Source organism: Paenibacillus sp. SN-8-1, from assembly GCF_050995535.1.
GTDB lineage: Bacteria > Bacillota > Bacilli > Paenibacillales > Paenibacillaceae > Fontibacillus.
The window spans coordinates 1,149,810-1,176,651 of the sequence record NZ_CP194782.1; the positions used below are offsets into that span (position 1 = coordinate 1,149,810).

General features: G+C 49.7%; 27 protein-coding genes and 1 riboswitch. Of the genes, 11 read left to right on the forward strand and 16 right to left on the reverse strand.

Annotation, left to right across the window (positions count from 1 at the left end; translation table 11 throughout):
- Window positions 1-2: 2 nt before the first annotated feature.
- From ACRRNK_RS05405 to ACRRNK_RS05440, 8 genes are all read left to right on the forward strand, one after another.
- Window positions 3-983: an ABC transporter substrate-binding protein gene (locus ACRRNK_RS05405; RefSeq protein ID WP_433945772.1), complete on the forward strand. Its 981-nt coding sequence runs from the start codon at window positions 3-5 to the stop codon at window positions 981-983.
- Window positions 980-2,038: a FecCD family ABC transporter permease gene (locus ACRRNK_RS05410; RefSeq protein ID WP_433945773.1), complete on the forward strand. Its 1,059-nt coding sequence runs from the start codon at window positions 980-982 to the stop codon at window positions 2,036-2,038. Before ACRRNK_RS05405 ends, ACRRNK_RS05410 begins: the two co-directional genes overlap by 4 nt.
- Window positions 2,039-2,040: 2 nt before the next feature.
- Window positions 2,041-2,826, forward strand: coding sequence for an ABC transporter ATP-binding protein (locus ACRRNK_RS05415; protein ID WP_433946811.1), 786 nt, complete (start codon window positions 2,041-2,043; stop codon window positions 2,824-2,826).
- The gene (gene cobT, locus ACRRNK_RS05420) at window positions 2,826-3,896 is read left to right on the forward strand and encodes a nicotinate-nucleotide--dimethylbenzimidazole phosphoribosyltransferase (protein WP_433945774.1); all 1,071 of its coding nucleotides are present in this window, start codon (window positions 2,826-2,828) and stop codon (window positions 3,894-3,896) included. The genes ACRRNK_RS05415 and cobT overlap by 1 nt, the downstream gene beginning before the upstream one ends.
- A complete protein-coding gene (gene cobU, locus ACRRNK_RS05425) occupies window positions 3,893-4,459 on the forward strand; it encodes a bifunctional adenosylcobinamide kinase/adenosylcobinamide-phosphate guanylyltransferase (protein ID WP_433945775.1) in 567 nt (188 codons plus the stop codon). Before cobT ends, cobU begins: the two co-directional genes overlap by 4 nt.
- Window positions 4,456-5,259, forward strand: coding sequence for an adenosylcobinamide-GDP ribazoletransferase (gene cobS / locus ACRRNK_RS05430; RefSeq protein WP_433945776.1), 804 nt, complete (start codon window positions 4,456-4,458; stop codon window positions 5,257-5,259). The genes cobU and cobS overlap by 4 nt, the downstream gene beginning before the upstream one ends.
- A 24-nt stretch (window positions 5,260-5,283) precedes the next feature.
- A complete protein-coding gene (locus ACRRNK_RS05435; protein ID WP_433945777.1) occupies window positions 5,284-6,864 on the forward strand; it encodes a cobyric acid synthase in 1,581 nt (526 codons plus the stop codon).
- A 149-nt stretch (window positions 6,865-7,013) separates the two neighbouring features.
- Window positions 7,014-7,724 (forward strand): queuosine precursor transporter, encoded by a 711-nt coding sequence (locus tag ACRRNK_RS05440; protein ID WP_433945778.1) that lies wholly within the window; start codon window positions 7,014-7,016, stop codon window positions 7,722-7,724.
- A 278-nt stretch (window positions 7,725-8,002) separates the two neighbouring features.
- On the opposite strand, the gene ACRRNK_RS05445 is transcribed toward ACRRNK_RS05440, so the two are convergent.
- Complete coding sequence (locus tag ACRRNK_RS05445) at window positions 8,003-9,091, reverse strand: M24 family metallopeptidase (protein ID WP_433945779.1); 1,089 nt, start codon at window positions 9,089-9,091, stop codon at window positions 8,003-8,005.
- A gap of 269 nt (window positions 9,092-9,360) precedes the next feature.
- Here ACRRNK_RS05445 and ACRRNK_RS05450 point away from each other — a divergent pair, with 269 nt between their 5' ends.
- Window positions 9,361-9,582 carry a hypothetical protein gene (locus tag ACRRNK_RS05450; protein WP_433945780.1) on the forward strand — a complete coding sequence of 74 codons (222 nt, stop codon included), beginning with the start codon at window positions 9,361-9,363 and terminating at the stop codon, window positions 9,580-9,582.
- 116 nt (window positions 9,583-9,698) lie between these two features.
- Here the strand turns inward: ACRRNK_RS05450 and ACRRNK_RS05455 are convergent, their stop codons facing one another.
- The 11 genes from ACRRNK_RS05455 to ACRRNK_RS05505 form a co-directional block, all read right to left on the reverse strand.
- Window positions 9,699-10,679, reverse strand: a complete 981-nt coding sequence (locus ACRRNK_RS05455; RefSeq protein ID WP_433945781.1) for a 2-hydroxyacid dehydrogenase — start codon at window positions 10,677-10,679, stop codon at window positions 9,699-9,701.
- A gap of 331 nt (window positions 10,680-11,010) precedes the next feature.
- Entirely contained in the window at window positions 11,011-11,508 is a 498-nt protein-coding gene (gene queF, locus ACRRNK_RS05460) for a preQ(1) synthase (protein ID WP_433945782.1), read from the reverse strand.
- 30 nt (window positions 11,509-11,538) lie between these two features.
- Window positions 11,539-12,294 carry a 7-carboxy-7-deazaguanine synthase QueE gene (gene queE / locus ACRRNK_RS05465; RefSeq protein ID WP_433945783.1) on the reverse strand — a complete coding sequence of 252 codons (756 nt, stop codon included), beginning with the start codon at window positions 12,292-12,294 and terminating at the stop codon, window positions 11,539-11,541.
- Entirely contained in the window at window positions 12,287-12,781 is a 495-nt protein-coding gene (gene queD / locus ACRRNK_RS05470; protein ID WP_433945784.1) for a 6-carboxytetrahydropterin synthase QueD, read from the reverse strand. Before queD ends, queE begins: the two co-directional genes overlap by 8 nt.
- Complete coding sequence (gene queC / locus ACRRNK_RS05475) at window positions 12,778-13,446, reverse strand: 7-cyano-7-deazaguanine synthase QueC (RefSeq protein ID WP_433945785.1); 669 nt, start codon at window positions 13,444-13,446, stop codon at window positions 12,778-12,780. Before queC ends, queD begins: the two co-directional genes overlap by 4 nt.
- 121 nt (window positions 13,447-13,567) lie before the next feature.
- Window positions 13,568-13,611, reverse strand: a riboswitch (PreQ1 riboswitch).
- Window positions 13,612-13,766: 155 nt separating this feature from the next.
- Window positions 13,767-15,491, reverse strand: coding sequence for a proline--tRNA ligase (locus tag ACRRNK_RS05480; RefSeq protein ID WP_433945786.1), 1,725 nt, complete (start codon window positions 15,489-15,491; stop codon window positions 13,767-13,769).
- A gap of 328 nt (window positions 15,492-15,819) precedes the next feature.
- Window positions 15,820-16,569: a lysostaphin resistance A-like protein gene (locus tag ACRRNK_RS05485; RefSeq protein ID WP_433945787.1), complete on the reverse strand. Its 750-nt coding sequence runs from the start codon at window positions 16,567-16,569 to the stop codon at window positions 15,820-15,822.
- Window positions 16,550-17,095 carry a PadR family transcriptional regulator gene (locus ACRRNK_RS05490; RefSeq protein WP_433945788.1) on the reverse strand — a complete coding sequence of 182 codons (546 nt, stop codon included), beginning with the start codon at window positions 17,093-17,095 and terminating at the stop codon, window positions 16,550-16,552. The genes ACRRNK_RS05485 and ACRRNK_RS05490 overlap by 20 nt, the downstream gene beginning before the upstream one ends.
- Window positions 17,096-17,230: 135 nt before the next feature.
- Complete coding sequence (gene speD, locus ACRRNK_RS05495) at window positions 17,231-18,049, reverse strand: adenosylmethionine decarboxylase (protein WP_433945789.1); 819 nt, start codon at window positions 18,047-18,049, stop codon at window positions 17,231-17,233.
- Between the two features lie 179 nt (window positions 18,050-18,228).
- Window positions 18,229-18,405, reverse strand: a complete 177-nt coding sequence (locus ACRRNK_RS05500) for a YjfB family protein (protein WP_433945790.1) — start codon at window positions 18,403-18,405, stop codon at window positions 18,229-18,231.
- Window positions 18,406-18,443: 38 nt separating this feature from the next.
- A complete protein-coding gene (locus tag ACRRNK_RS05505) occupies window positions 18,444-19,385 on the reverse strand; it encodes an RluA family pseudouridine synthase (protein WP_433945791.1) in 942 nt (313 codons plus the stop codon).
- 266 nt (window positions 19,386-19,651) lie between these two features.
- Here ACRRNK_RS05505 and recQ point away from each other — a divergent pair, with 266 nt between their 5' ends.
- Complete coding sequence (gene recQ, locus ACRRNK_RS05510; RefSeq protein WP_433945792.1) at window positions 19,652-21,529, forward strand: DNA helicase RecQ; 1,878 nt, start codon at window positions 19,652-19,654, stop codon at window positions 21,527-21,529.
- 439 nt (window positions 21,530-21,968) lie between these two features.
- Window positions 21,969-23,747 (forward strand): B12-binding domain-containing radical SAM protein, encoded by a 1,779-nt coding sequence (locus ACRRNK_RS05515; RefSeq protein WP_433945793.1) that lies wholly within the window; start codon window positions 21,969-21,971, stop codon window positions 23,745-23,747.
- A 140-nt stretch (window positions 23,748-23,887) separates the two neighbouring features.
- Here the strand turns inward: ACRRNK_RS05515 and ACRRNK_RS05520 are convergent, their stop codons facing one another.
- From ACRRNK_RS05520 to ACRRNK_RS05535, 4 genes are read right to left on the reverse strand one after another with little or no spacing between them, the layout of a single operon-like run.
- Window positions 23,888-24,829: an alpha/beta hydrolase gene (locus ACRRNK_RS05520; protein WP_433945794.1), complete on the reverse strand. Its 942-nt coding sequence runs from the start codon at window positions 24,827-24,829 to the stop codon at window positions 23,888-23,890.
- A 26-nt stretch (window positions 24,830-24,855) separates the two neighbouring features.
- Window positions 24,856-25,254: a VOC family protein gene (locus ACRRNK_RS05525; RefSeq protein WP_433945795.1), complete on the reverse strand. Its 399-nt coding sequence runs from the start codon at window positions 25,252-25,254 to the stop codon at window positions 24,856-24,858.
- A gap of 47 nt (window positions 25,255-25,301) precedes the next feature.
- Window positions 25,302-25,883 (reverse strand): class I SAM-dependent methyltransferase, encoded by a 582-nt coding sequence (locus ACRRNK_RS05530; RefSeq protein WP_433945796.1) that lies wholly within the window; start codon window positions 25,881-25,883, stop codon window positions 25,302-25,304.
- Window position 25,884: 1 nt separating this feature from the next.
- Window positions 25,885-26,838 (reverse strand): TIGR01212 family radical SAM protein, encoded by a 954-nt coding sequence (locus ACRRNK_RS05535; protein WP_433945797.1) that lies wholly within the window; start codon window positions 26,836-26,838, stop codon window positions 25,885-25,887.
- Between the last annotated feature and the right edge of the window lie 4 nt (window positions 26,839-26,842).

Sequence of the window (26,842 nt, forward strand, 5' to 3'; positions counted from 1 at the left end):
CAATGAAATTGAACAAAATCTGGGCCGCATGGCTGTTGACGCTTATGCTGGCAGTAACTGCGGGATGTGGAAATGCAGAGAAGGAAGGAACCCCAGCCTCCGAACCGACGAAGCAGGAAGCTAAGGCTCCTGAGCAGGCTGATCTCAAAACGACCTACCCATTGAAACTGAAGGATGCTACAGGGGAAGAGGTTACTTTTGACAAAGCTCCTGCCAAAATCGTATCTCTGGCTCCATCCGAGACGGAAGCTCTTTTTGCTATTGGTCTGGATAAGGAGATCGTGGGTGTAACGGATTTCGACGATTATCCGGAAGCGGCCAAGTCCAAGCCGAAGATGGGCGGTATGAAGGTGAACGCCGAGACCATCGTTGCAGCACAGCCGGATGTAGTCTTTGTAGCGGGACTTACGGATGCTGAGACCATCAAGACTTTGCGGGGACTGAATATTAAAGTATTCCAGTTCAATCCGAAGACCATTGATGCCGTGATCCAGGATATTGATACTTATGGCCAAATTACAGATCACCAGGCTGAGGCCAAGAAAGTTACGGATCAAATGAAGAAAGAGCTTCAGCAGGTTACAGATGCGGTGAAATCGGTCACGAACAAACAGAAGAAGAAGGTCTACATTGAATTCTCTCCTGGTTTTACCGTAGGTAAGGGTGAATTCATGGATGAAATGATCTCTCTTTCCGGTGGCGTGAACGTAGCTGGCGATTTGACCGGCTGGCAGCAAATTAATGAAGAGAACATTATTAAGGCCAACCCGGATGTCATTCTCTATGCCAAGAGTGTAGTGGATGAGAACAATAAGACGCTTGCCGATATTATCAAAGCCCGCAGTGGGTGGGATAAAATCACGGCCATTAAAGATAACCGGGTTGTGGGACTTGATGATAATCTGCTCAGCCGCCCGGGTCCGCGGGTTACTCAAGGCCTGATTGAAGTTGCTAAAGCGATCTATCCGGACCTTGTTAAATGAACAAGAAGTTAGCGGGTTATATTGGGGCCAGTCTCGTACTGCTGGTCCTTACCCTGCTGATCTGTGTAGGTACCGGCTCGGTCTCACTGCCTATTGGTGAAATTGCACGAATTCTGCTTCACAGGGTTCCTGCCCTAGGTGGCTGGATCACGCCGGACTGGAGCACAGCTTCGGAACAAATTGTTCTTAATGTTCGTCTGCCGCGTGTGCTGCTTGGCCTTATTGTAGGTTCATCCTTGGCTCTTGCGGGGGCGGCGTTTCAAGGAGTTCTCCGTAATCCGCTTGCGGATCCCTTCACTCTTGGCGTATCCTCGGGTTCTTCCGTGGGTGCGGCAGTGCTGATCTTCTTTGGCTGGCAGTTCTCCGTAATCGGCATATTTACGTTGCCGATGGTAGCTTTTGTTACCGGTGTAATTACACTATGGGTCGTTCTTGCACTTGCCAGAGAAGGCGGGAAAATCCCGACAGAGAGCCTGATCCTTTCAGGGGTAGTTATGCAGACTTTTCTTGGAGCGGTCGTGGCTTTCCTGACAGCCATGTCCAAGAAGACAATAAATGAAATTTTATTCTGGACAATGGGAAGCCTGAGTCTTCGCGGATGGTCATATATGGCCATCCTTTTGCCGTATTTGGTGATAGGTCTGGTCATTATCTGGAGCGGGGCACGCCGGCTGAATTTATTTGCGCTGGGTGAGCGGCAGGCTGCTCATTCGGGTCTTGACGTTGAGCGGACCAAGCTCGTTATGCTGGTTGTAGCTACCCTGCTTACAGCAGCGGCGGTCTCTGTGGCCGGAGTTATCGGATTCGTAGGACTCGTCGTTCCTCATATGATCCGTCTGATCACTGGGCCTGATTACAGGCTGATCGTCCCTCTCTCCGCCATTTGCGGAGGAATTTTCCTGATGTGGAGCGATCTTATTGCACGAACCATCCTTGGTCAAACTGAGATTCCGCTGGGGATTGTAACTGCATTTGTAGGCGCACCGTTCTTCGCCTATCTCTTATACCGGAATAAGAAGCAGCGAGAGAACAGACAGGAGCGTGGTATGATGTGAGCATGATCGAACTAAGAGGGGTCACCAAGCGAATAGGCCAGAAGACGGTGCTCCGGGATTTGAATCTTAAGATAGAGCAGGGACAATTCGTAGGGATTATTGGGCCAAATGGGAGTGGAAAAACAACGTTACTTCATACCATTTCGGGTGTAGAGAAGATAGATGCCGGAGAAATCGACATAGATGCTAGGGCAGTTGGGTCGTATAGACGCATAGAGCTTGCGCGTAAGCTTGCGGTGCTTCAGCAGGACGGAATCCCGAATATAGCATATCCCGTAGAGGATGTCATTGAGATGGGGCGCTTCCCATTTCTGGACTGGCTTGGCCGTGACAATTCTCCAGATGCCAGCCAGGTTCTGGATAGGATCATGACCAAGCTAGACCTGACTCCTCTTGCAGGTCGTCCCGTCGATGAATTGAGCGGAGGTCAGCGGCAGCGGGTAGCTTTGGGCAAAGTCATGGCCCAGCAGCCACAGGTGCTGCTGCTTGATGAACCTACAACCTATCTCGATATTCGCTATCAGCTTCAATTTATGGAGCTTGTATCAGAATGGCAGAAGGACGAGAACCTCACGGTAGTTGCTGTTATGCACGATTTGAATCTGGCATCCATGTATTGCGACCACCTGGTCATTCTGCAAGAAGGGAGTATTGCAGCAGAAGGGACACCTCAGGATATTTTAACACCGGATACCTTAAGGCGTGTATTTGAGGTTCGGTCGGCGATTGCCAGACATCCTGATCTGGGCGTTCCACAAATCATGTTAAGACGAAAGGAGCACTTGTGATGGAGAGTTCATCAATAATGGGGCGAATCGGGGAAATTCATGCACTGGATATTCATGCAATGGAGGCGGCCAAGAGCAGGCTGGACATTCTGACGAAGCCGCCAGGAAGTCTCGGTAAGCTGGAGGAGCTGGTAGCTCGTCTGGCAGGGATCACAGGTAAGGCACTGCCTTCATTCCCGGATCGGGCGGTAGTTGTCATGGCAGGGGATCATGGGGTATGCGAGGAAGGGATCAGTGCCTTCCCTGCAGAGGTTACGCAGCAGATGGTTCTGAACTTCCTGAATGGCGGTGCAGCGGTTAACGTTTTGTCAAGACAGGCTAAGGCTGACGTGCTGTGTGTAGATATTGGCGTGAACGGGGATATCAATCACCCTGACTTGCTCAAGCGGAAGATCAGATATGGAACAGCCAACATGGCTGCCGGTCCGGCAATGAGTAGGGAAGAGGCTGAAGCTGCAATCTTGGCAGGTGCAGGTATTGTGAGTGAAGCTATCTCGAAAGGGACAACGCTGTTCGTGACAGGAGAGATGGGGATCGGCAATACAACGGCCAGTTCTGCGGTGATGAGCGCTTTAACTGGAATAACTCCCCTTGAAAGTGTAGGACGGGGAACCGGGCTGAATGACGAGCGTCTTAGACATAAGGCTTTAATTGTTCAAAGAGCGATCGAACTGAACAAGCCTGATGTGAATGATCCGGTGGACGTACTGGCTAAAGTAGGAGGGCTCGAGCTTGCAGGATTAGTAGGCGTTATTCTCCAAGCTGCTGCGAGCCGGTGTCCTGTGGTCATTGATGGATTCATCTCCACTGCTGCTGCCTTGATCGCTATCCGTATAGCTCCGGAGGTAAGTGAGTATATGATTGCTTCCCATGTATCTGAAGAGCAGGGACACGCATTGCTGCTGCGTGAGATCGGGCTTGTCCCGATGTTCGATCTGGGTATGCGTCTTGGGGAAGGAACAGGCGGGGTACTCGCGCTGCATCTGATTGATGCTGCCTGCCGGATTCCAGCTGAGATGGCGACCTTTGAAAGTGCGGGGATCTCTGGAGCTGAAGAGGGCTTGCAATGATCGTGCTGATCACGGGCGGGGCCAGGAGCGGGAAGAGTGCTTTTGCAGAGAGATGGTGCATGAAGCACGCCTCATCTGCGGTATATATTGCTACAGCTGAAGTTTATGATGAGGAGATGCGTGAACGGGTGAATCTTCATCGCCGGCAGCGGTCTGAAGCTGACTACGCATGGACCACATTGGAGGAGCCTCTACGGCTAGCCGAGCTTCTTAAGGAGCTGGACGGAGCACGCCAGGATCCGCCAGCGGTTCTCGTGGACTGCCTTACCTTGTGGCTATCCAATGTTCTATTAGGAGCTGGCGAGGGACCGGATACGGATACTACGGCGGTGGTTGAACGGGAGATTGAGCAGCTCGTGGAGGCTGCTAAGTTGTATTCGGGCCTTCTTGTACTGGTCACGAATGAAGTAGGGAGCGGAATTGTGCCTGAATACCCTCTGGGCCGCCTGTACAGGGACCTTGCCGGAAGATTGAACAGGAGAATGGCTGAAATCTCCGAGCAGGTATTTCTTGTAACGGCAGGAATTCCAATAGAGCTGAAGAGTAGGGCGTATGACTTATGAGAGGCCGGGGGCAAGCAATCCTGGCCGCTTTTCAATTTCTGTCGCGCTTCCCGGTAACAGCACAGTTGGATTTTAAACCTGAACTACTTAAGCGTAGCACGAGATTCTATCCGCTTGTTGGCATGGCTATTGGACTCGTAAGCTGTCTGGTAGGGCTCATCTCGGCCTGGGCGCTGCCGCCTCTGCCAGCTTCGGTGGTCATACTTATAGGTTGGATCTACTTGACCGGCGGCCTGCATCTGGATGGCTGGATGGATACGGCGGACGGTCTGCTCAGCTATCGTTCCCGTGAGAAAATGCTGGAGATTATGAAGGACAGCCGGGTCGGAGCCATGGGAGTGATCGCGTGTGTCCTGCTGCTGCTGCTGAAGGTAACTTTAATTGCCTCACTTCTGGAAAAGGGTGCGCTGCCGCTCGCCCTTCTCACCGTCCCCCTATGGAGCCGATGGTTCATGGTTCATGCGATAGCAGGCTGGCCCGCGGCTAGAGGCCCCGAAGGGCTTGCGGGTCGATTCGGAGGGATGAATTATTATTCATCCTGGGTTGCTGGGCTGTGGGCACTGCTATTGTCAGGCGCCTCCTTGGTCCTCCTCAAGCAATGGGGATGCGGAGCAGGGCTGGACTGGCTTCAACTAGGGATTTGTTATGTGGCTGAGCCAGCAGCAGCCTGGCTAATAGGCTCGCTGGCAGCGAGCAAGATCAGCGGCAGATTAGGTGGGCTTACTGGAGATATTTATGGGGCCTTGAATGAAGGGTTAGAAGTGCTGCTTATGTTGATCTTGGTGGTCATTATTCATTAAGCATGAAGTGAGGAGGGCCAGGTGATGAAGCGACAATCAGACTCCCAAGGTGCTGTCTTGATGATTCAAGGAACGGCATCCGATGTGGGGAAAAGTATCGTTACCACGGCGCTATGCCGTATTTTTAAGCAGGATGGTCTTCGTGCCGCTCCTTTCAAGTCGCAGAACATGGCGCTGAACTCCTATGTGACAGAGGACGGCCTGGAGATCGGCAGAGCTCAGGGTGTACAAGCTGATGCTTGCGGAATTCAGTCCTCCACCGATATGAACCCCATTCTAATTAAGCCGACTGGGGATATGCATTCCCAGATCGTGGTGCATGGCAAGCCGCTTGCACATATGAGTGCGGAAGCTTACCGTAACGACTTTCTGCCGGAGGCCAAGCAGACGGTAATGGAGGCACTTGGGCGCCTTCGCTCTTCCTATAAGATTGTCCTTATGGAGGGGGCGGGGAGCCCGGCTGAAATAAATCTTAAGGATAGAGATATCGTAAATATGAATCTCGCAGGGTGGGCGGATGCGCCAGTATTGCTCATTGCTGATATTGACCGGGGCGGGGTATTCGCCTTCCTCGTGGGTACTCTCGAACTGTTGACTTCCGAGGAACGTGCCAGGGTGAAGGGGTTTATTATTAATAAGTTCCGGGGTGATCTCGCCCTTCTTCAGCCTGGGCTGGATTGGCTGGAGGAGAGAACCGGGATACCGGTACTTGGTGTTCTCCCGCATATTCCCGATTTGAATATTGAAGCGGAGGACTCAGTGGTGCTGGACAGCTGCTCCGGCAGAAGAGCCACCCACGGGTTAGATATCGCCGTAATTCGGTACCCGCGGATTTCGAATTTTACGGATTTTGATACTCTGGCCGCTGAAGAGGATGTTACCTTGCGTTATGTATCCAATGCGGCTGAACTGGGTATACCTGATGTTATTATCCTCCCTGGGACCAAGGATACGCTTGGAGACCTTGCTTACTTGCGAGAGCAGGGGCTCGATCAGGCGATCCATACGGCAATGCGCCATCCGAAGACGAGGCTTGTGGGAATATGCGGGGGTTATCAGATGCTGGGCAGACAGCTGACGGACCCTGACGCTTATGATTCAGGACGGGCAGGCCAGGCCGCCGGGCTTGACTTGCTGCCTATGACGACCGTGTTCTTGCCTGAGAAGAAGACCGTTCGCGTTACCGGAGTCATGCTTGGTGATCAGGCAGATCTTCTCTATGCGAATTCTTCGATCATTCCGATTCAAGGTTATGAGATACATATGGGTGAATCCGTCTGGATTGAAGGCTGCGCTCCTAAGCCGTTATTTGAACTTTCCAGCAGTCACACTGCTTCTGGGGAGAAGTGGCAGGAAGGCGCTGTGAGCGAAGACGGCCGGGTTATGGGAACGTACCTTCATGGAGTGTTCGATAATGATGAATGGCGCCGCGCCTGGCTGAACAAAGTGAGGGTGGACAAGGGGCTCATGCCAATTCATGACACCTTCTCGGCGGCAGACCGAAAGGAACAGGCTTTTGACCGTCTGGCCTCGATTACGCGCGAGCATCTCGATATGAACCGAATCTACGAGATTGCAGGTTTAACAAGTTCAGGGGCCGGCTAGTATTTGAACTTTCTTTTGACAAAATGTACTAGCTTTGCCCTAGACGTCTGTGTTAGAGTAGTATTTGCTGTTCCCTGAGGAATCAAAGTTTCAGGACAGCCGCGGTTCGTAACCATCCCGCGTAACCAAAACTAGGAAGGAAGAGGAATATGTTCAATTTTAGCTGGGGCGTGTTGTTCGTTCTTGTGAACTTCACGTTCTTTTTGATGTGTTACAAGTTTTTTGGTAAAAAGGGGCTTTATGCATGGATCGGCGTTGCGACCGTTATCGCCAATATTCAGGTAGCCAAAACGATCGATATGTTCGGTATTGTCATGACGCTCGGGAACACGATGTATGTAAGTCTATATTTGACAAGCGATCTGCTAAATGAAAAGTTCGGACGCGAGGAAGCCCGCAAAGCAGTCTGGTTCGGCTTTTTCACACTGATTATGACGACTGTCATCATGCAGATGGTGCTGGTCTTCAAGCCTCAACCCGGTGATATTGCTCAACCGGCTATGGAGACGATCTTTGGGCTTCTGCCTAGACTGGCGATCGGAAGTCTGACAGCTTATTTCATCAGTCAGTTCCTGGATGTTCGTCTATATGCGTGGATTCGGAGGTTCTATCCGAAGCGGAATCAGCTGTGGATACGGAATAACGGGAGCACGATGATTAGTTCATTTGTAGATACATTGATTTTTTGCACGATTGCTTTTGCTGGTCCAATGTACAGTCTGACCGACTGGCTGGAAATCTTGTTCACGACTTATATTGCCAAATTCGTACTGACAGCTGTCGGTACTCCATTCTTATATATCGCCCGGAATTTCAGGCACAAGGAAGATGAAGCCTCACTCCTTCCTGCCCAGCAGTAACAGGCAGAAGAGGCTGACTCAATAGAGTTAACAAAATGATCTCGAAGTAAAATTCGCTTCACATGAAGAAATCTCGCCTTAGTTAGAATCGGTTGTGGTACTTCCATTCTAGCAAGGCGAGATTTCTTTTGTTTTTAGAGCTTTACAGGTGCAAGAACATTTAAACGCTCATTGCGTCATGTACCTGGACTAAAACGAAGGCTAATCTTATTGTCCGAATAAGAGGCTGACTTGTTTGGATTGTCTGCTGCAGCCGGAGTTCGTGTGCTTAAGGTTAGCTATTCCAGGATAGTCAGCTTCTTAGGGAAAGAGGTTAGGACTTCGACTCCATCCGCTGTCACTACAATATCATCCTCGATCCTCACTCCTCCCAATCCCGCTATGTAGACGCCTGGTTCCACGGTGAACACATTGCCTTCTTGCAGAAGAGCTTCATTCTGCCCGTGAATGGAAGGATATTCATGTACATCAATCCCCAGACCATGCCCTAGGCGGTGCATGAAATATTCACCGTAACCAGCTTCATCAATGACCGTGCGCGCGGCAAGATCTATCGAAGCAAAGGATACACCTGGTTTGATGCTGCGAATGGCCTGTTCATTGGCTTCAAGGACCGTGTTGTAGATGTGAGTTAGCTTTGGAGAGGGTTCTCCAAAGGCAAAGGTTCGGGTGATATCCGAGGCATAGCCATCCGCATAGACGCCAATGTCGTACATAAGCAGATCGCCGTACTGCAGCTTTCTCGTGCCTGGCACACCATGCGGAAGAGCGGTCTTCTCGCCAGATAGCACCATGGAGTCGAAGGAAGGACCATCAGCACCCAGTCTTCTGATCTGGTACTCAATTTCGGCTACGAGTTCATTCTCCGTAACCCCTTCCTTCACTTTGGACAAGCCTTCCTGCAGCACTTGCTCGATTAAGCTGACGGCATGCTTGATCTTGACAATTTCTTCTGCGGATTTCCGGACTCTCATGTCCTGAATCCAAGGGCCGATATCCCGGTACAGGGTTGAGGTGAGGTGTTTCTGGAGTGCTTCGAAACGGGCTACCGAGAGATGATTCTTTTCCAGCGCAATCGTTCCAGATGTCCCTTTCAGCGCCTGGCTTAGAACAAGGTAAGGATTATCGGTATCGGTATGTGTATAAATACGGCTGATGTCAGAGGCTGCGCGAGCGGCCTCCTCGTCTAGAGCCGGGACGATCAGGAACGGTTCTTCACCAAGAGTCATCGCAGCCACGAGAAATCGTTCATGAGGATTGCTCAGGAATCCGGTTAAGTAATAGACATGCTTGGGGTCGGTAACTAGGAGCGTTTGTACCCCGTTCTGTTGCATTTGGTGTTCGAGTAAAGTCCATTTCAAGTTCATAGATGTACTTCCTTTCAAGAATGAGAGATAAGAAGGTGCTTCGATACGGCGGGTTCAGCCATGAGTCAAGTGATTCAGCATCTGCCGTCTGATCGCTAGTTCTGTCCACCGCGCACGCTTCCTTTGTAAAGGATTCTATTGTGATCATATCAGAATTAGAAAAGGATAAAAAATAATCATACTTGTCTCCTGAATATGGTGGATTCCAATGTTTAAATTTGCGGAGATTACGGTATAAAGGAGATAACAAAGGATAAGAGGTGAGAAGCATGGTGGATCGCGGTAAGGTGAACAACGGGCCATCCGGCATGGATAATCCGGAGCAGTATGAGACCGATCAGGAAAGCTTGTTTGACAAGTTCGAGAGCGAGCAAAATGTGGATTCGATCCCGATCGAGGATTTGAACGAGGAACTCAAGGAGGAGCGGAATAAAGAAGAGACCAAACATACTTCCTCTACTCAGAAGAAATATAAAGTGGACTTTGAGTAACGAAGCTGAATATGTGAATATATAGCAAAGACTCCGTCATCAACGGATTGACGGAGTCTTTGTGCTGCAATCGCGATAAGAACTCAATTGAAATCTTATCGAGCGGCTATATTTAATTAATCAGCGAGCTCTTTAATAAGTCCGGGCGGGGTCCCGCCTTGCAGGACACTCACCATATTCTCAGCAGCCCGCATGGCCATGTCCAGGCGGGTCTTCTCTGTAGCGGATCCGATATGGGGAAGGAGGACCACATTTGGCAAGATCAGGAGCGGATTATCCGGTTGGACAGGTTCCTTGTCGAACACATCCAGTCCGGCTCCATAGATCGTCTTGTTCTGAAGAGCTCGAATAAGCGCTTCCTCATCCACCGTCTGTCCGCGCGAAGCGTTAATGAAGATCGCTGTCTTCTTCATCTTGGCGAACTCAGCCTCTCCGATCATGTGGCGGGTCTCCTCGGTGAGCGGAGTCATAAGCACAATGAAGTCGGACTGCTCAAGCAGTTCCTCCATGGTGACGTAAATGGCATCATATTCTTGCTCAGCCTGTTTATTGCGGCTGCGGTTGTGATATAGAATATTCATGCCGAACCCGAATTTACCCCTGCGAGCAACTTCCCGGCCAATGCTACCCATCCCAATGATGCCAAGCGTCTTGTGATGAACATCCAGCCCGAACAGGCTTTCATTATCTCCGCGCTTCCAGCTGCCTTCCCGTACGTACTTGTCCATTTCGGGGACACGCCTTGCCACAGACAGCATCAGAGCAATAATTAGATCCGCTACGGTGTCATTCAGGACATCAGGTGTGTTGGTGCCTTTGATCCCCCGCTGCTTCATAGCCTCAAGATCAAAATTGTTATAGCCGACACTCATGGTACTCACCACCTTGAGATGGGGAGCATGGTCAAGCAGCTCGCCATTAATCTTGCCGCCTGCTGTCAACAGACCTTCTACATCCGCAATGTGGCCGGCCAGTTGTTCAGAAGTTAGAGGCTTCTCACCTTCCCATTTGCTGTACGTGCAGTGCTTGCCGATGTACTCCTCCACTTCTGGAGGAACGGGTCTGGCTATGAATACTTTCGGTTTGGTTATGGTCATGCTGAGGACTCCTCTCCGTTCGGGTTGTAGTCAGTTCTATCCTTTACTACCCATATTACCCTATATAAGTTGAATTTAAGAATTACTAATAGGCAAGAGTGTGAAATGATTCCGGAGAAGCGGAGCGTTCGCCTGAAAGCTTTCTGAAAGAAAGCTACATCGGAAGCATACGCTTTGTGATTAGACTTCTACCTTAGAAAATGAATAAAGAAGTCTGAGAACAACAGCGATCGTAGGAACATTTCACACGGCAGCCTAGCACGTAAATCATTAATTCAACTTATATAAAAAGAGTCCCGCTGATAATAAGCCGCCCGCAGCTGGCCGTATCTTATCGGTTATCGATCTTCTCTGGATACATATCATGGTTCATCATCCGGTGGTCGGCCATTTGTTCATACTTCGTCCCGGGCCGGCCGTAATTGCAGTAAGGATCAATGGAGATGCCGCCACGGGGTGTGAATTTGCCCCAGACTTCAATGTACTTCGGATCCATCAGCTTGATCAGATCGTTCATAATGATATTCATGCAGTCCTCATGGAAATCACCATGATTACGGAAGCTGAACAGATACAGCTTCAGCGACTTGCTCTCCACCATCCGGATATCCGGAATGTAGCTGATGTGCAGAGTAGCGAAGTCAGGCTGGCCGGTAATCGGGCAGAGGCTGGTGAACTCCGGAAAGTTGAATTTTACGAAATAATCACGATAAGCATGCTTGTTGTCGAAGCTTTCCAGAACTTCAGGTGCATATTGAAATACATATTTGGTTCCTTGATTACCCAGCAGGGTCAGGTCCTGCATCTCACTTGGTTGTCTTCCGCTCATAATTTGATTGTCCTCCGATATCTATATTAATTAAACCCCGCGCTTGTTCCCCCATACGAGGGTGTGCAGCTGAGGCAGTACGCGCACGTTGTTCAGCTCTTCAGATTGCATTACAGCATCAATCAGCTGTTCATATTGAGTAAGCAGATAGGAAGCATGGGCCTCGGTATCCATCCTCTGAACGTCGGGATTGCCGACCTGCAGGAACAGGATCGTATCAGGATACCGGGCATGAACCTTAGTGGCATAAGCCAGATCTTCCTCATCAAAAATAACGACTTTCAGACTGTGAGTATAACCCTGTGGTCTCGCGGCAAGCTTGAATACAATCTCATCAAGCTTGTCCCAATCGGTTTCCATTCCTGAACTTGGCGGCTTCGGAGAGAGGGTAACCTCATCAATCTCAGAGAGCCAATCCTGCCAGCGGGAACCTTGCGTCTCCACGGCGATACGGATACCCTCTGCCTTGAGCAAAGATACAAGTGATCCGAGCTGCGGCAGCAGAGCAGGGTTCCCGCCGGACAGAGTCACGTGGGAGAAGCGGCTACCCCCGATGCGCTTCAGTTCCTTCCATATCTGCTCCGCGCTCATCGAATTAATCAAATCCTTGGCACTGCCATCCCAGGTAAAAGCAGAATCGCACCACGAGCAGCGATAGTCACAGCCCGCGGTACGAACGAACATGGTCTTCTGTCCGATGACCATGCCTTCTCCTTGAACGGTCGGACCGAAGATTTCGAGTACAGGAATGCCGGGAACCGCCTTGCCCTCAGTTGAATTATTCACCGGTCATCCACTCCCGTCTAACCTCGGCGTAGCTGGTTGGTGTCTCATACAGCCTTATGAATTCGGTACGTCCATCACATATTAGAGAGTTATACTCATCAGACAACAGAGCTTCTTCCATTTGTTCATACAGCCATACGACCATATTCTCCGCCGTTGTGTTCATAGGTGGCAGTGTCTCGTTCAAGTAGCGGTGATCTAGGTAAGTCTCCATCCGGGTTTTCCATATTTCCTTGATCAGACCGAAATCAGCTGTAATCCCGGTATCATCCGGCCGTGCGCTGATTCCGATGACTGCTTTATAGGTATGGCCGTGCAGATTCTTGCACTTGCCTTCATATGCGTGTAGATGATGTGCGGCATCAAATGTAAATTCCTTACTCACCAGCACCCTCCTGTTGTGATAGCGGAGCTGGCTGGCCTTAATATCAACCTCGAACTGCTGGAGCTTCTCTACGATGCGAAATTCACCTGGTGTACGGCTCATGAGAGGTCTCCTTCCTCGCGGGATTGGAGAAATTTATCCAATCCGGCTTGTCTTAACTTGCAGGCAGGGCATTCTCCGCAGCCATGTCCAATCACGCCGTTATAGCAGGTCAGCGTCTTCTCGCGGACGAAGTCGAACGCGCCGAGCTCATCAGCCAGCGCCCAGGTCTCAGCTTTATCCAGCCACATAAGCGGGGTGTGGATCACAAAGTTATAGTCCATCGCTAGATTGAGTGTGACATTCAGCGATTTGACAAAGGTATCCCGGCAATCCGGATAACCGCTGAAGTCCGTCTCGCAGACGCCGGTGATAAGGTGTCTTGCCCCGGCTGTCTTGGCAAGTACAGCTGCGAAGCTAAGGAACAAGTGATTACGGCCTTCCACAAAGGTACTCGGCAGGCTGCCATCTTCATGCGTAATCTCAATATCATCACGTGTAAGAGCATTTGGAGCCAGCTGGTTCAGCAGGCTCATATCGAGCACGGTATTCTTGACTCCAAGCTCGTCAGCAATCTGCTTGGCGCACTCGATCTCAAGACTATGACGCTGACCATAGTTGAAGGTAACTGTCTCAACCTCGGCAAAATGCTTCAAAGCCCAGAACAGGCAGGTGGTGCTGTCTTGTCCGCCGCTGAATACGACGACAGCTTTTTCATTTTTAAGCATAAAAAAACCTCTCTATCTTCAGATATTTGCGGGGTAAATGAATATCATCTACACCTTACGAAGAGAGAGAGTTCTTGAACTGGCATCGCAAAAAAACAAGCCCTGTCAAATTGCGGATAAGGCTAGCTTAGTTTTTTATAGAGGGAGTTCGCGAACCTCTCCCATGCAGCATTAAGCAGCATGGACTTTCTTCAGTTAACGCAGGATGCGCGGAACCATTATAACACAATTAAGCTGCAAGGGAGGATGCAAGTTATGGCTATATATGTTCAAAAAAAGGAATGACCGGGCTGACCGGCCATTCCTTGGTGCATAACGAGTTACTTCAACGCTTGTTCTGTAATTCTTGCCAATGCGGCTTCAAAATCCAGCACTTCCGCTTCAGCTTTGCTTCTTTCTTTCCACTCCACGCGTCTGTCCTTGGCCAGCTTGCCAATCACAATGCGCACCGGAATCCCGATCAGGTCCGAGTCCTTGAATTTGACACCCGGCCGTTCGTCCCGGTCATCCAGCAATACCTCTATACCGAGATTTGTCAGCTTCTCGTACAGTTCATCAGCCAGGCTGGATTGGACCTCGTCCTTGGCGGAGAGCGGCACGATATGGACTTGATATGGAGCTAAGGACGCAGGCCACAGGATTCCGTTCTGGTCATGATGCTGCTCGGCCACAGCTGAGAGAACACGGGAGACGCCGATGCCATAACAGCCCATGATCAAGCTCTGTACCTGGCCCGAATTATCGGAGTAGACGGCACCAAGTGCCTCGCTGTACTTCGTTCCCAGCTTGAATACATGGCCTACTTCGATGCCTCGTACCAGATTCATCTCGCTTCCGCAGTGTGGACAGAGGTCGCCTAGAGTCACATTTCGAAGATCAAGCACATTATCAAGGGCAAAATCTACACCTGGACGAACTCCGCTTAGATGATAATCGGATTGGTTAGCCCCGGTTATAGCCGTCTCCATCATACAGACTTCCTGATCTACAAGAAGGGGGATGGAGAGTCCCACTGGACCCGCAAAGCCAACTTCCGCCCCTGTAACCTGCAGGACAGTGGCTGCATCAGCCAGAAGGACCGATTCAGCACCGATATGATTTTTCAGTTTGATCTCATTTACTTCATGATCACCGCGAACAAGAACAGCCGCCGGATTGCCATCACAGAGATAGATCAGCGTCTTAATGAAATTGCTGGCTTCTTGTCCGGTAAAAGTGACAAGCTCCTCAATAGAGTGAATTCCAGGCGTAGAGAGAAGATGAGGGGCAGGGAGATTTGTTCTGCTGCTTATCGAGGTCCCCAGATGTTCCGGTTGAAAAGAAGTCTTATATTCCGCCTTCTCTAGATTGGCGGCATAATCCCCTACAGTACATACGGCAATGGTATCCTCGCCGACCTCCGCGAGAGCCATGAATTCATGAGTCTCACCCTCGCCTCCAATAGCTCCGGCATCCGCCTGAACCGATCTGAAGTCAAGTCCGAATCTTGTGAAGATGCGGGTATAAGCCGCATGCATGGACCAGTAGCTGGAATCCAGTCCATTCCAGTCTGTATCGAAGGAATAGGCGTCCTTCATCAGAAATTCTCTTCCACGGAGTAATCCAAAGCGGGGCCGGCGCTCGTCGCGGAATTTGGTCTGGATTTGGTAGAGGGTCAGCGGCAGCTGCCTGTAAGAGCTTATCTCATCCTTCATCAGGGAAGTAATAACCTCTTCATGAGTTGGACCAAGGGCGAACTCTCTTCCATGACGATCCTCCAGGCGGACAAGCTCCGGACCATAGACATCATATCTGCCTGATTGTCTCCACAGCTCCGCAGGCTGCATCGCGGGCATTAGCAGCTCCTGCGCATTCGCCAAGTTCATTTCCTCCCGAACAATCGCAGCAGCCTTCTGCAGCACACGAAGGCCGAGCGGAAGATAGGTATATACTCCTGAAGCTAACTGACGAATATATCCGCCGCGCAGCAGCAGGCGGTGGCTTTGCGTCTCGGCGTCCGCAGGGGCTTCTCTTAATGTGGGAATTAGCATTCGGCTTTGTTTCATTTATCTCATCCTTTCTAATAATGATCCTCATAACATAAAAAGAGCGCTATTCGTCAAGGGACGAATGCGCTCGTGGTACCACCCTAATTAGATCAGTATCGGAATTCAGCTGATCCTTAATCTGATAACGGAGTTCACCGGCAGCGGGTTGCCACTGCAGCTTCCAAGGTAGGGAGTTCTCGAATCGTGCCGGGAAGCCTTTCAGCCCAGGGTTTCCTCTCTAAACGGCCGGTGTCCGAAGCTCATGATCTTGGTCAATGCTGTTACTAATATTTTCAATTAAATTACAACAAATTTGGTTCCAGGTCAATCTCCAGATGCTTCAGGATTAACTTGCTAGGGCGGACTGGATAGGAACCTTTCTCAGACTTACGATCAGCCATATGGCTTGAAGCGCTAATATGACAATGACGAGAAGGTTACCATACCAGAACGAGTTACTAGGGCTCATGAATTGAATCAAATTATGTATAAAGTGGAAGGTGATTAAAGGTAGAATATTGTTATTCATGATGATTAACAAAGCTAGGACAAGGCCTACGAGCAGTGCATAGACAATCTGCAAAATTGTGTCAAATAAACTTTGACCGGACAGAGCATTCAAAATATGTGTAACCGCGAAGAGGATGCTGGAGGTTGCGACAGCGGTAGTCACTCCTTTTGCAAGCAAAGTTCGAAGGATTAAGCCGCGGTAGATCGTCTCCTCGACAAAACCAACCAGCAGAGTAAATCCGATGAAGTACAGCAAAGTTGAAGCTGAGGTGGACTTAAAGCCATTGATGCAGTTAATGCCAAGCACAAGCACAAGCGGCAGATAATAGATCCAATTGCTGGACGGAATTTTCCGGATAGACTCAAAGCCAAGAGCGTTCCACTTTCTTCTGATGGTCAGGTACACAACCAGCACCAGAGCGATCGGGGTGAAAGCGATAATAACAGGGGAGGTATAATCCAATTGTTTAATTTGTGCGTAAGCCCCCGCCGCGAACATCGCAATGAGCAGGAGCACCTCAATAATAATTACAGCCAGGACGGGCCTCTTCGCCGAGAAGGTTCCCTTATTCGATAATGTTGTCATGATTCAGATCATTCCTCTCTTTAATATGTTTAATCCATTGTTCCTTCATGTTCAAATACTTCAGCCCATAATTAAGCATGGATACTCGGTAGTAATGAGCCTCTGGATTCTCTAATCCTTGAAGCTCCTTCGACACTATGTTCTGAACGGCCTCCAGGCGTTTCACCTGGCTATGTAGTCCGAACTGATATTCGGCAAGCTGCTCTTCCCGGACAGCTGGATCCAGATAATCGTAAAAAAATATTTTCAGCAACGGCTCACCTCTGAACAACTGGAGCGGCTCTGCCAGCCATAGAAGAAATTGACGCTTGCCCTCAGGGAGCAAAGTGGCAATCTTCTTGTTCTTCGCATCTTCGGTATCCGTTATGGACACCCAACCTTTCTCGTCCAGCCGCTTCAGAGCCGGATACAGACTCCCAAAGCTTACTTTATAAAAGAGTCCTACCGAGCTGTCGATCGTCTTCTTGATCTCGTAGCCGTTCATCGGTTGTTCCATAAGCAGTCCTAAAATTACAAACTCCAGCAAATGCCCTTCCTCATTTCCATGTATCTATTTGATATATCTATTTGATGCATTAATCATAATCGATTTCAATAATTTGTCAACAAAAAAAGAGAGGATTTTTGAAAAATCCTCTCTAGATCAGAATGGAGCTTTATTTTATAAGGAGCCCCGCTTCATATTTTTACCATAATAAATTTCATCCATCTCGACTTTAAGCCGGTCTGTGATCGAGGCCTGCTCTTCAGGGCTTAGCTTCTCCTTCGTGTATCCGAACAGATAGTTATCCAGATTGAAAGCTTTAAGCTTGCACTTGGTGTGGAAAATGTTCTCCTGATAGACATTGACATCAATCATGTCATACAGCCTTTTATCCTTGTCAGGAATGTAGTTCTGGATGGAGCTGATATCATGATCAATGAACAGCTTGCGTCCATTGATATCACGGGTGAAGCCGCGAACCCGGTAGTCCATCGTCATCATATCCGGTTCAAACGAATGAATAAGGAAGTTGAGTGCCTTCAGCGGGGAGATCTCCCCGCACGTAGATACATCAATATCCGCCCGAAATGTGCTTATGCCTTCATCCGGATGAGATTCCGGGTAAGTATGAACGGTGATATGACTTTTGTCGAGATGCATGACTACGGAATCGGGAAGGGGCCCGGGAGTCTCGTCAAATGTCTCGGTGTTCATCTCAGCAACGGGTCCTTCGGATACGAGCATCGTCACACTGGCGCCTTGAGGAATGTAGTCTTGTTTGGCAATATTTAATATATTAGCTCCAATAATGTCGGATACAGATTTTAAGATGGCGGTAAGCCGATCAGCATTATACTGCTCATCCACATACTCAATATAGGCATCCCGTTCCTCAGTCGTCTTGGTGTAGCAAATATCATACATATTGAAGCTGAGGGATTTCGTCAGATTATTGAATCCATGCAGTTGTATGGCTTGCTCCGGGGTTAATTTCATGGGTCATGTCTCCTTAAGTCACGATAATAACTAAATTATTACCTGATCTCATTTGTCCTAGTCTTTTATTGTTTTACCCGAAACTTGTATATCGGTAACAAGCAGGCAGGAATCGGGGAGCGCTTTGCCGGGACTTCAAGCCCCAAAAAGTCTGCAGGCGATGCCTGCAGACTGCGGGGTTATATGGAAATATCCAGTTTTCTCCCCAGATTCGGATCCATGCTCTGCTGAATAAGCTGCACCATATTCTGTGCTTGTCCTTCGGCTTGTTCTTTAGCCATGTTAAGAACCCTAATCCCAACAGCTTGAGCCAAGGAAGATTGACTCATGGATGTAGATAATGCTGCAATGTCCATAACACACCTCCCATAGCTACTTATCGGCACGAACCTAATTATTTGGAAGATCCCGCTTTGAATGGCTTTAAGAAGACCTTGGGAATATCAGTCTCAAATCGCATCATTGCTCCTGTTGTCGGATGTTCAAATGCCAGAATGCGGGCATGAAGCCCGAGTCTGCCGATCTCCTTGCTTCTCGAGCCGTACTTCTTGTCTCCGGCCACAGGATGTCCAATATCCTGCATATGAACACGAATTTGATTTTTACGTCCTGTCTCCAGATGAACCTCAAGCAGGGTGAAGAGCTTGCTCGATTCGATTTTTTTGTAATGGGTGATGGCATGCTGTCCGTCATTGGGATAGGGGCTGGAGTACATTTTGAGCGTGCTGCTTTCCTTCAGCCAAGAGGTTATCGTGCCTTCCTGCTTCTTCACCTCACCATCGACAAGAGCGACATAGGATCTCTCCTTAACAATATCCTGCCAGGAATTCTGGAGGATCTGCTGTACCTTCTCACTCTTGGCAAAAAGCATGACCCCAGATGTATCCCGATCCAGCCGGTGCACAATAAAGATCCGGTGGTTGGGGTTCTCAGTTCTTACATGACTCATAAGCTGGCGGTAAGCCGTGATCTCATTCTCTTGACCTGCCGAGACGGATAACAGTCCATGTTCCTTCTGGATTACAACAATATCCTCATCCTCAAAAAGTATCTTCATGCCGATCAGCGGCGGGGCAGAGCAGACTTTCTCCTGATGGATGGACACCAGATATCCGGGTTCAAGCTCATAGTTATATGCGGTAGTCGGCTGGCTGTTCACCGTTACCTGGCCCCGGGCCAGTATGGATTTTACGGAATTTCGGCTTAAATGGCTGAGGGTATCTAATAGAAAAGGGAGCAGCTGAGAGGACTCTTTAACCGTGTATATCTTCGGTTTGGCCGGGCTGCTTACTTTGGTCGTGCGGCTTGTGGTATAGTTCTTCTTCTTCACTTTCATGCCTCCTGGTAATCCGTGCTAATAGAGTCTTATATCTAGACCGATGATACCCTTATTTTGACGTTTGGGTCAATGTGCTAAGCGGTTGCCCAATTGTACAAACCCCGGTACACTATATGGAATGGAGATTAAAGAAACGTCAGTTCTTGGTCCATTCCATAGATGGAATGAACTACAGAAGGAACAGTTTTTAGTTCATTCCATATATCCAGGCAGGACCTTTTATCCTGAGGAGCGCTTTGGAATAGAGTAAGGAGATTTCTTACATGAACACTGAAATTTATACGATAGAACAAGCACAAGAGCTGCTGCAGAAGTATTATGGATATCCGGATTTTCGTGAAGGGCAGAAGAAGATCGTAGAGAGTCTCCTGCAAGGGGAGGACACGCTCGGAATTATGCCTACCGGGGGCGGTAAATCGATCTGTTACCAGATCCCCGCGCTGCTGCTGCCAGGTCTGACACTTGTAGTGTCACCGCTGATCTCACTGATGAAGGACCAGGTCGATGCGCTGACTACAATGGGGATTTCAGCTGCTTATATCAACAGTACCTTAAGTGGAAAAGAAGTGAACGAACGTATCCGTGCAGCAAAACGGGGTGAGCTTAAGCTCTTATACGTTGCCCCTGAGCGGCTTGAGCTTGACTGGTTCCAGAACGAGATGGCCGACTTATCCATTTCATGTGTCGCGGTCGATGAAGCTCACTGCGTGTCCCAATGGGGACATGATTTCCGGACAAGCTATCTGTCAGTGGCTCCATTTGTCTCATCCCTGCCTGATCGTCCAATCTTGGCCGCCTTTACGGCCACGGCGACACCGGAGGTTATGGATGATATGCTGCGGCTGCTTCGCCTCCAGGATCCCGCTGTATTCGTTACAGGTCTCGGACGTGACAATCTGGCTATGTCCGTCCTGCGCGGGGAGAACAAGCGGGAATATGTCATGAATTATACAGCTAGCCATTCAGCTGAGCCCGGGATTATATATGCGGCGACCCGTAAGGAGGTGGACGACCTCTATGAACGGCTGCGCCAGGCTGGAATCCAGGCGGGAAGATATCACGCCGGCTTATCCGATCAGGAGAGAGCCGACAACCAGGAGGCATTTCTATATGATGATATCCGGGTGATGGTCGCTACCAATGCGTTTGGTATGGGGATCGATAAATCCAACGTCCGGTATGTAATCCACTATAATATGCCTAAGAATATGGAGGCTTATGTCCAGGAGGCGGGCCGTGCCGGGCGGGACGGTGAGCCGAGCGACTGTATCCTTCTATTCAGCGCTCAGGACATTATGACCCAGAAATTCCTAATTGAGCAGAATCCCCAAGAAGGGGACCGGAAGCGAAATGACTACCGGAAGCTGCAGCAGATGATTGAGTACTGTTACTCCAATCGCTGTCTCAGGTTCGCTATGCTCGAGTATTTTGGGGAAGAGCATGATCAGAAGCCTTGCGGGATCTGCAGCTCCTGCCGGGATGAAAGGGAGCTCACCGATATGACGAGAGACGCTCAGGTTATCTTCTCCTGTATCTACCGGATGAGGGAACGCTTTGGCGTCTCGATGGTGGCCTCAGTGCTTAAAGGCTCACAGAACAAAAAAGTGCTTCAATACGGGTTCGATAGTCTGCCTACCTATGGCATGATGCGGACACGGACCGAGAAGGAGATCTCGGAATTAATTAATACCTTTGTTGCCGATGGCTATTTGAGCTTGTCGGAGGGTCAGTATCCCGTCGTACGTCTCCAGCCCGTAGCCGCTGATGTACTTAAAGGGAATCACCAGGTGATGATGCGCGCTCCGCTGCCTTCCGCTTCTTCCACAGCCTCCGGCAGCTCCCGCCGCAGAGGGCCATCCTATGATACAAGCCCGTCGGCTGTTAATGAGACCGTGTTCGAACAGCTTCGGCTTATCCGGCGCGATCTAGCCGAGCGGGAAAGAGTACCTTCTTATATTATCTTCAACGATGCCACGCTGCGCGAGATGAGTGTGGTCTGCCCGCAGTCGGAAGCGGCAATGCTGAAGATTAAAGGCGTAGGTGAATTGAAATACAAGAAATACGGCCAGCCCTTCCTTGACTTCTTCCTGAATCAAGGCGGCGCCTCGGATATGGATAATGACGATGACGATTATTTTTAATAAATTGTTCTATGCTTTTTGTGTATTTTAAAGTAAAGATTCTCCCTGCTCCATAGTCAGCGGAGGGGGCGGAATCGTCCTGAAGAAGCGCAGCGTTCGCCTTTGCTCCCGGATTCCATCAAGATAGTGATGATAATAAGGAATCCGGGAGCAACAGCGATCGTAAGGACGATCCGCCCACGGAGCGTTGCACCATGGACCGAAGGACGATCCGCCCACGGAGCGTTGCACCATGGACCGAAGGACGATCCGCCCACGGAGCGTTGCACCATGTACCGAAGGACGATCCGCCCACGGAGCGTTGCACCATGGACCGAAGGATGATCCGCCTACGGAGCGCTACACAACGTGCCCAAGGACGATCCACCCACGGAGCGCTGCACCATGCGCGCAAGAACGATGCATCATACTTTTTCAACTCAAAAGAAGGTTGTGAACCATGAAAGTTATCTTGTCAACGCTTAACGCCAAGTATATTCATACATCCCTGGCAATCCGCCTGCTCAAGGCGTACAGCGATCATGAATTCGATATTCAGCTTGCCGAATATACGATTAAGGACCCGGCCATGAACATCGTATCGGATCTGTTCAACAAGAAGCCCGATGTTGTTGGATTCTCCTGTTACATCTGGAACATTGAAGAGACCCTCAAAGTCGTTGAAATTCTGAAGAAAGTGATGCCTGAGGTCACAATCGTCCTGGGTGGACCCGAAGTGTCCTACGATACAGAGTACTGGATGAACCGGGCGAGCCATGTTGATTTTATCGTGATGGGGGAAGGAGAAGAAGTGTTTCACCGGCTTCTTCAGGAGCTTAGCGGAGAGCGTAAATTCCACTTTGTCTATGGCATTGCCTACCGCAAAGATCAGGAAGTCGTTATCATGCCGGGTCATCCTAAAAGCGATTTGAACACACTCCCGTCACCACATCGTTTTCAAGAGGACATTCCGAATTTGGGCAAACGAATTGTGTATTTCGAGACAAGCCGGGGGTGTCCCTTCAACTGTCAGTTCTGCCTTTCGAGCATTGAGGTAGGGGTGCGATATTATGATATTGAGCGCGTAAAGTCGGATATTCTCTATCTGATCAGTAACGGAGCCAAGATCATTAAATTCCTCGACCGTACGTTTAATATCAACAGGGCGTATGCCATGGAGATGTTCCAGTTCCTGATTGAGAATCATCAGGGCTGTATATTCCAGTTTGAGATCACTGCGGATATTATGCGTCCGGAGGTTCTCGAATATCTGGCTGAGAATGCGCCCCCTGGAATTTTCCGATTTGAAATCGGGGTTCAATCCACCAATGATGCCACCAATGAGCTGGTCAAGCGCCGTCAGAATTTTACCAAGTTGACGCGGACCGTCACGACCATTAAGAACAGCGGGAAGATTGATCAGCATTTGGATCTGATCGCAGGTCTGCCTGAGGAGAATTATGACTCGTTCCGCCAAACCTTCAACGATGTATTTGCCCTAGGTCCTGAGGAGCTGCAGCTTGGATTCCTCAAGATGCTGCGGGGGACTGGACTTCGGAATGATGCGAAGAAATACAACTACACGTACATGGACCATGCACCTTATGAGATTCTGGGTAATGATGTGCTGCCTTTCTCTGACATTGTCAGACTCAAGCGGCTGGAGGATGTGCTGGAGAAGTATTGGAATGCCCATCGTATGGACAATACCTTGCACTATTTGATGAAGCACGAATTTGACTCCCCCTTCGATTTCTTCCAGGACTTCGGTAACTATTGGGAAGAGCAGGGGTGGCAGCGGATCGGGCATCAGCTTGAGGATTTGTTCACGAGACTTCGGGCATTTCTGGATCACAGGGGATTAAGGCGCCCTGAAGTGGTTATGGGGTTAATGCAGCTCGACTACTTCCTGGGGCACAAATATAAACCTCGTAAGATCTGGTGGGAGACAGGTGTGGATAAAGACCGCAGAAGTACCCATTTCAAGGCGCTGACAGAACGGGCGAACCAGGTCTCCGGGGATTTTGCGAACTTGGGAATCCAGGACCGTGAGCTGCAAAAGTTTGCAGTAGTGGAGGAGCTCTCATTCCCGCTTCATAAAGTACTGAAGGATGAGCCCATCTCAGGCACAGAGCATGAGAAGACCCTGTTAATCGTCCTATATCAGCAAAATGATGCTGAAATTCCGGTATTCTATACCATGCCGCTGCTTGAGACAGCTGCACTTGATAAGGACTAATTTGCCAAGCAGTTTCTTGGGTAGAACAGCCTGTGTTCATTTTTTCAACCCTAACACATGACAAAAAGCAAGCTCCCCGGTAGGGGAGACTTGCTTTTTAGTGTTTTTCTATCTACGGCTTCTTGTTATAGTTGCCAAGTTCAAATTATATGACGGTTGATCCACTCCAGCAGATCTTTTGTCACTTCATCCCGGTTGATTTCATTCAGCGGTTCATGACGTGCCCCGGGGTACAGCTTAAGTTCCACATCTTGAATGCCCAGATTATGATACTGTCTGTACAGGCGGCGAACTCCATCCCCCTTAAGACCGACAGGATCTTCTTCTCCGCTGAATAAATATATCGGCTTGTCTTTAGGAATCAAGGCCATTCGCTCAGGAGTATGAATCTCCAGCAGAAGACGGAAGAAACCCCGGAAGAAGCCGGTGCTGCTTATGGCCCCGCACTCAGGGTCTTCAATAAATTTATCCACTTCCTCCTGATCACGGGTTAACCAGTCAAAGGGAGTGCGAACAGGTCTGAATGAACGATTGTAAGGGCCAAACACAACAGCATTAAGCAGGAGGCTGGGATGACGTTCACCCTGCAGCATGATTTGCAATAGGGCAAGCTTCTCGCCAACTTCCAGCATTCCCCGCTTTCCGCAGGTACCTGACAGCATAAATCCTGAATAGTATTCATGACCTGTATACATGACCTTTTGAGTAAGAAAAGACCCCATGCTGTGACCGAGGAGTAGAATCGGAAGATCGGGATGCTTATCCCGGATCACACTTCCGAGCAAGATCATATCGTTCACCATGGCATTGAACCCGTCCTTGCCGATCTTACCCAGTTCATCCAGGCTGCCTGCTGTCCGGCCATGTCCGCGATGGTCGTTGGCATAGACAATATAACCTTGCTTTGTAAGTTCCCCCGCAATGCGCTCATATCTCTTGGCGGTTTCAGCCATGCCGTGAGCAATCTGGATTACCCCGCGGGGCTGAGTCTCCTCCATAGAGGAGGGGAGCCAGTTATAGACATAGATATCCGTGCCGTCTGAGCTGAATAGATTGAAATGGTTCGATTCTATAGAGGTCATCCTCCTTCAGCTATAGCTTGAATGGTTCAAGATATGCGCGCAGGTTCGAAAAATTCAATACGTTCCCCATCCGGCCCGCTAAAGAAAAAGAAACGGTTCCCGTTTGGAAGCGTGCGAATCTCGGGATCCCGTCCAGATAATCCGAGTTCAGCAATACGGGCATATTCTCGGTCGATGTAGCTTACGGTGAATGCCAAGTGGTTCACGCGTCCTTCACTGGCGAGCTCGGGAGCATCCTTGATGTACACCAGCTCGATCTCTACACTTTCCTGTCCGGGAAAAGAAAGAAAGGCGAGACGAAGGTCCTCCCCAACTTCTCCAACGGTATAGAGCAGCTTAAGTCCCAGTACTCGTTTATAAAATTCAATGGAATCTTCAAGGGCAGATACCCGGATGCCAATGTGTTCAATCTTGTGTATGCTCATGTAACTAACCTCATTTCGTAATTGGGTAAGATCATACGGAATTTATCTTATTTCTTCTCAATAGCAATTAAATATGGGGCCGAGGCTTTCTGCAGCTGTCGGTATATTAATGACTGCCCTGCGGTTTGAGGCAAGGCAGCCGCCCATTCCTGCACGGCAGCGGCTTCATCTCCCCCGCCAGCATGGCCTGGATACAGAACTGCAGTTATAATCCCTCTCGGACGAAGGAGCTCCATAGCTGCCTCTAGAGCAGCAATCGTACTGGCAGGCTCAGTAATCAGCGATGGATCTGCCCCTTCAGCAGGAAGGTAGCCTAGGTTGAACATCACAGCCCCAATACGTCCATGGTATTCAGCTGGCACAGCCTCTTTCATGTCTGCATGACTGCGGTGAATTAGAGTAACCTTAGCCTGCTTAATATGGTCCTCCTTGGCCAAACGCTGCTCCGTTAGGGTTAGCGCTTCATTTTGTACATCAAAGCTGAAGATCTGGCCCTTCCGGCCGCAGGCAAGCGCCAGGAACAGGGTATCTGCGCCGGTTCCAGCCGTTGCGTCAATGGCTGTGTCTCCTGGCTGAAGACGAGCTGCTGCAAGCTGATGGGCCATGCTAAGAACAGATTGAAACCCCATCCTAACGCCCCCTCCAGAATTTACCCTGCCAGGAGTCGCGAGCCTTAAGTTCACCGTCTATCGCGTTCAGGACTTCCCACTTCTTCAGACTCCACAACGGGCCGATTAGAAGATCTCTCGGTGCATCTCCAGTAAGCCGGTGGACAATCATTTCGGGAGGTAGGAACTCCAAGGTGTCCACGATGAGCTTCACGTATTCATCTTTCTCCAGAAAGCGGAGTAGTCCTGCTTCATATTGTTTCACCATAGGAGTCTTTCTCATTAGGTGAAGCAGGTGGATCTTGATTCCTTGAACGTCCATGGCGGCGACGGCCCGTCCCGTATCCAGCATCATTTCATGGCTCTCCTGCGGCAGCCCGTAAATAATATGCGCACAGACCCTGATGTTTCGTTTGCGAAGCTTCTCTACAGCCTCGAGGTAACACTGGGTATCATGTGCGCGGTTGATTAATTGCGAAGTAGATTCATGGACAGTCTGAAGACCCATTTCCACCCACAGGTAAGTCCGCTCATTAAGTTCTGCAAGATAATCAATGACATCGTCAGGCAGACAATCTGGACGCGTTGCAATGGATAAGCCCACGACGCCGGGCTGCTGAAGAATGACTTCATAATATTCCCGGAGTTCCTCTACCGGGGCATAGGTGTTCGTATAGGCTTGAAAGTAACCGATATACCTTGCGTTTGGCCACTTCAAATGCTGTTTGTCCCGAATGGTATTAAACTGGGTGACTAGATCATCTCGGCGGCTTCCTGCGAAGTCGCCTGAGCCGCGTGCACTGCAGAAGGTACAGCCTCCTTTGGCGATGGACCCATCCCGGTTGGGGCAGGTGAAGCCGGCATCTAGCATAACCTTGAATACTTTCCCGTCAAAAACCTCCCGCATTTCTGTATTCCATGTATGAAATCTTTTACCTCCCCATAAGGTAGGGGCCGAAGGCACTTGTATACTCATGGTA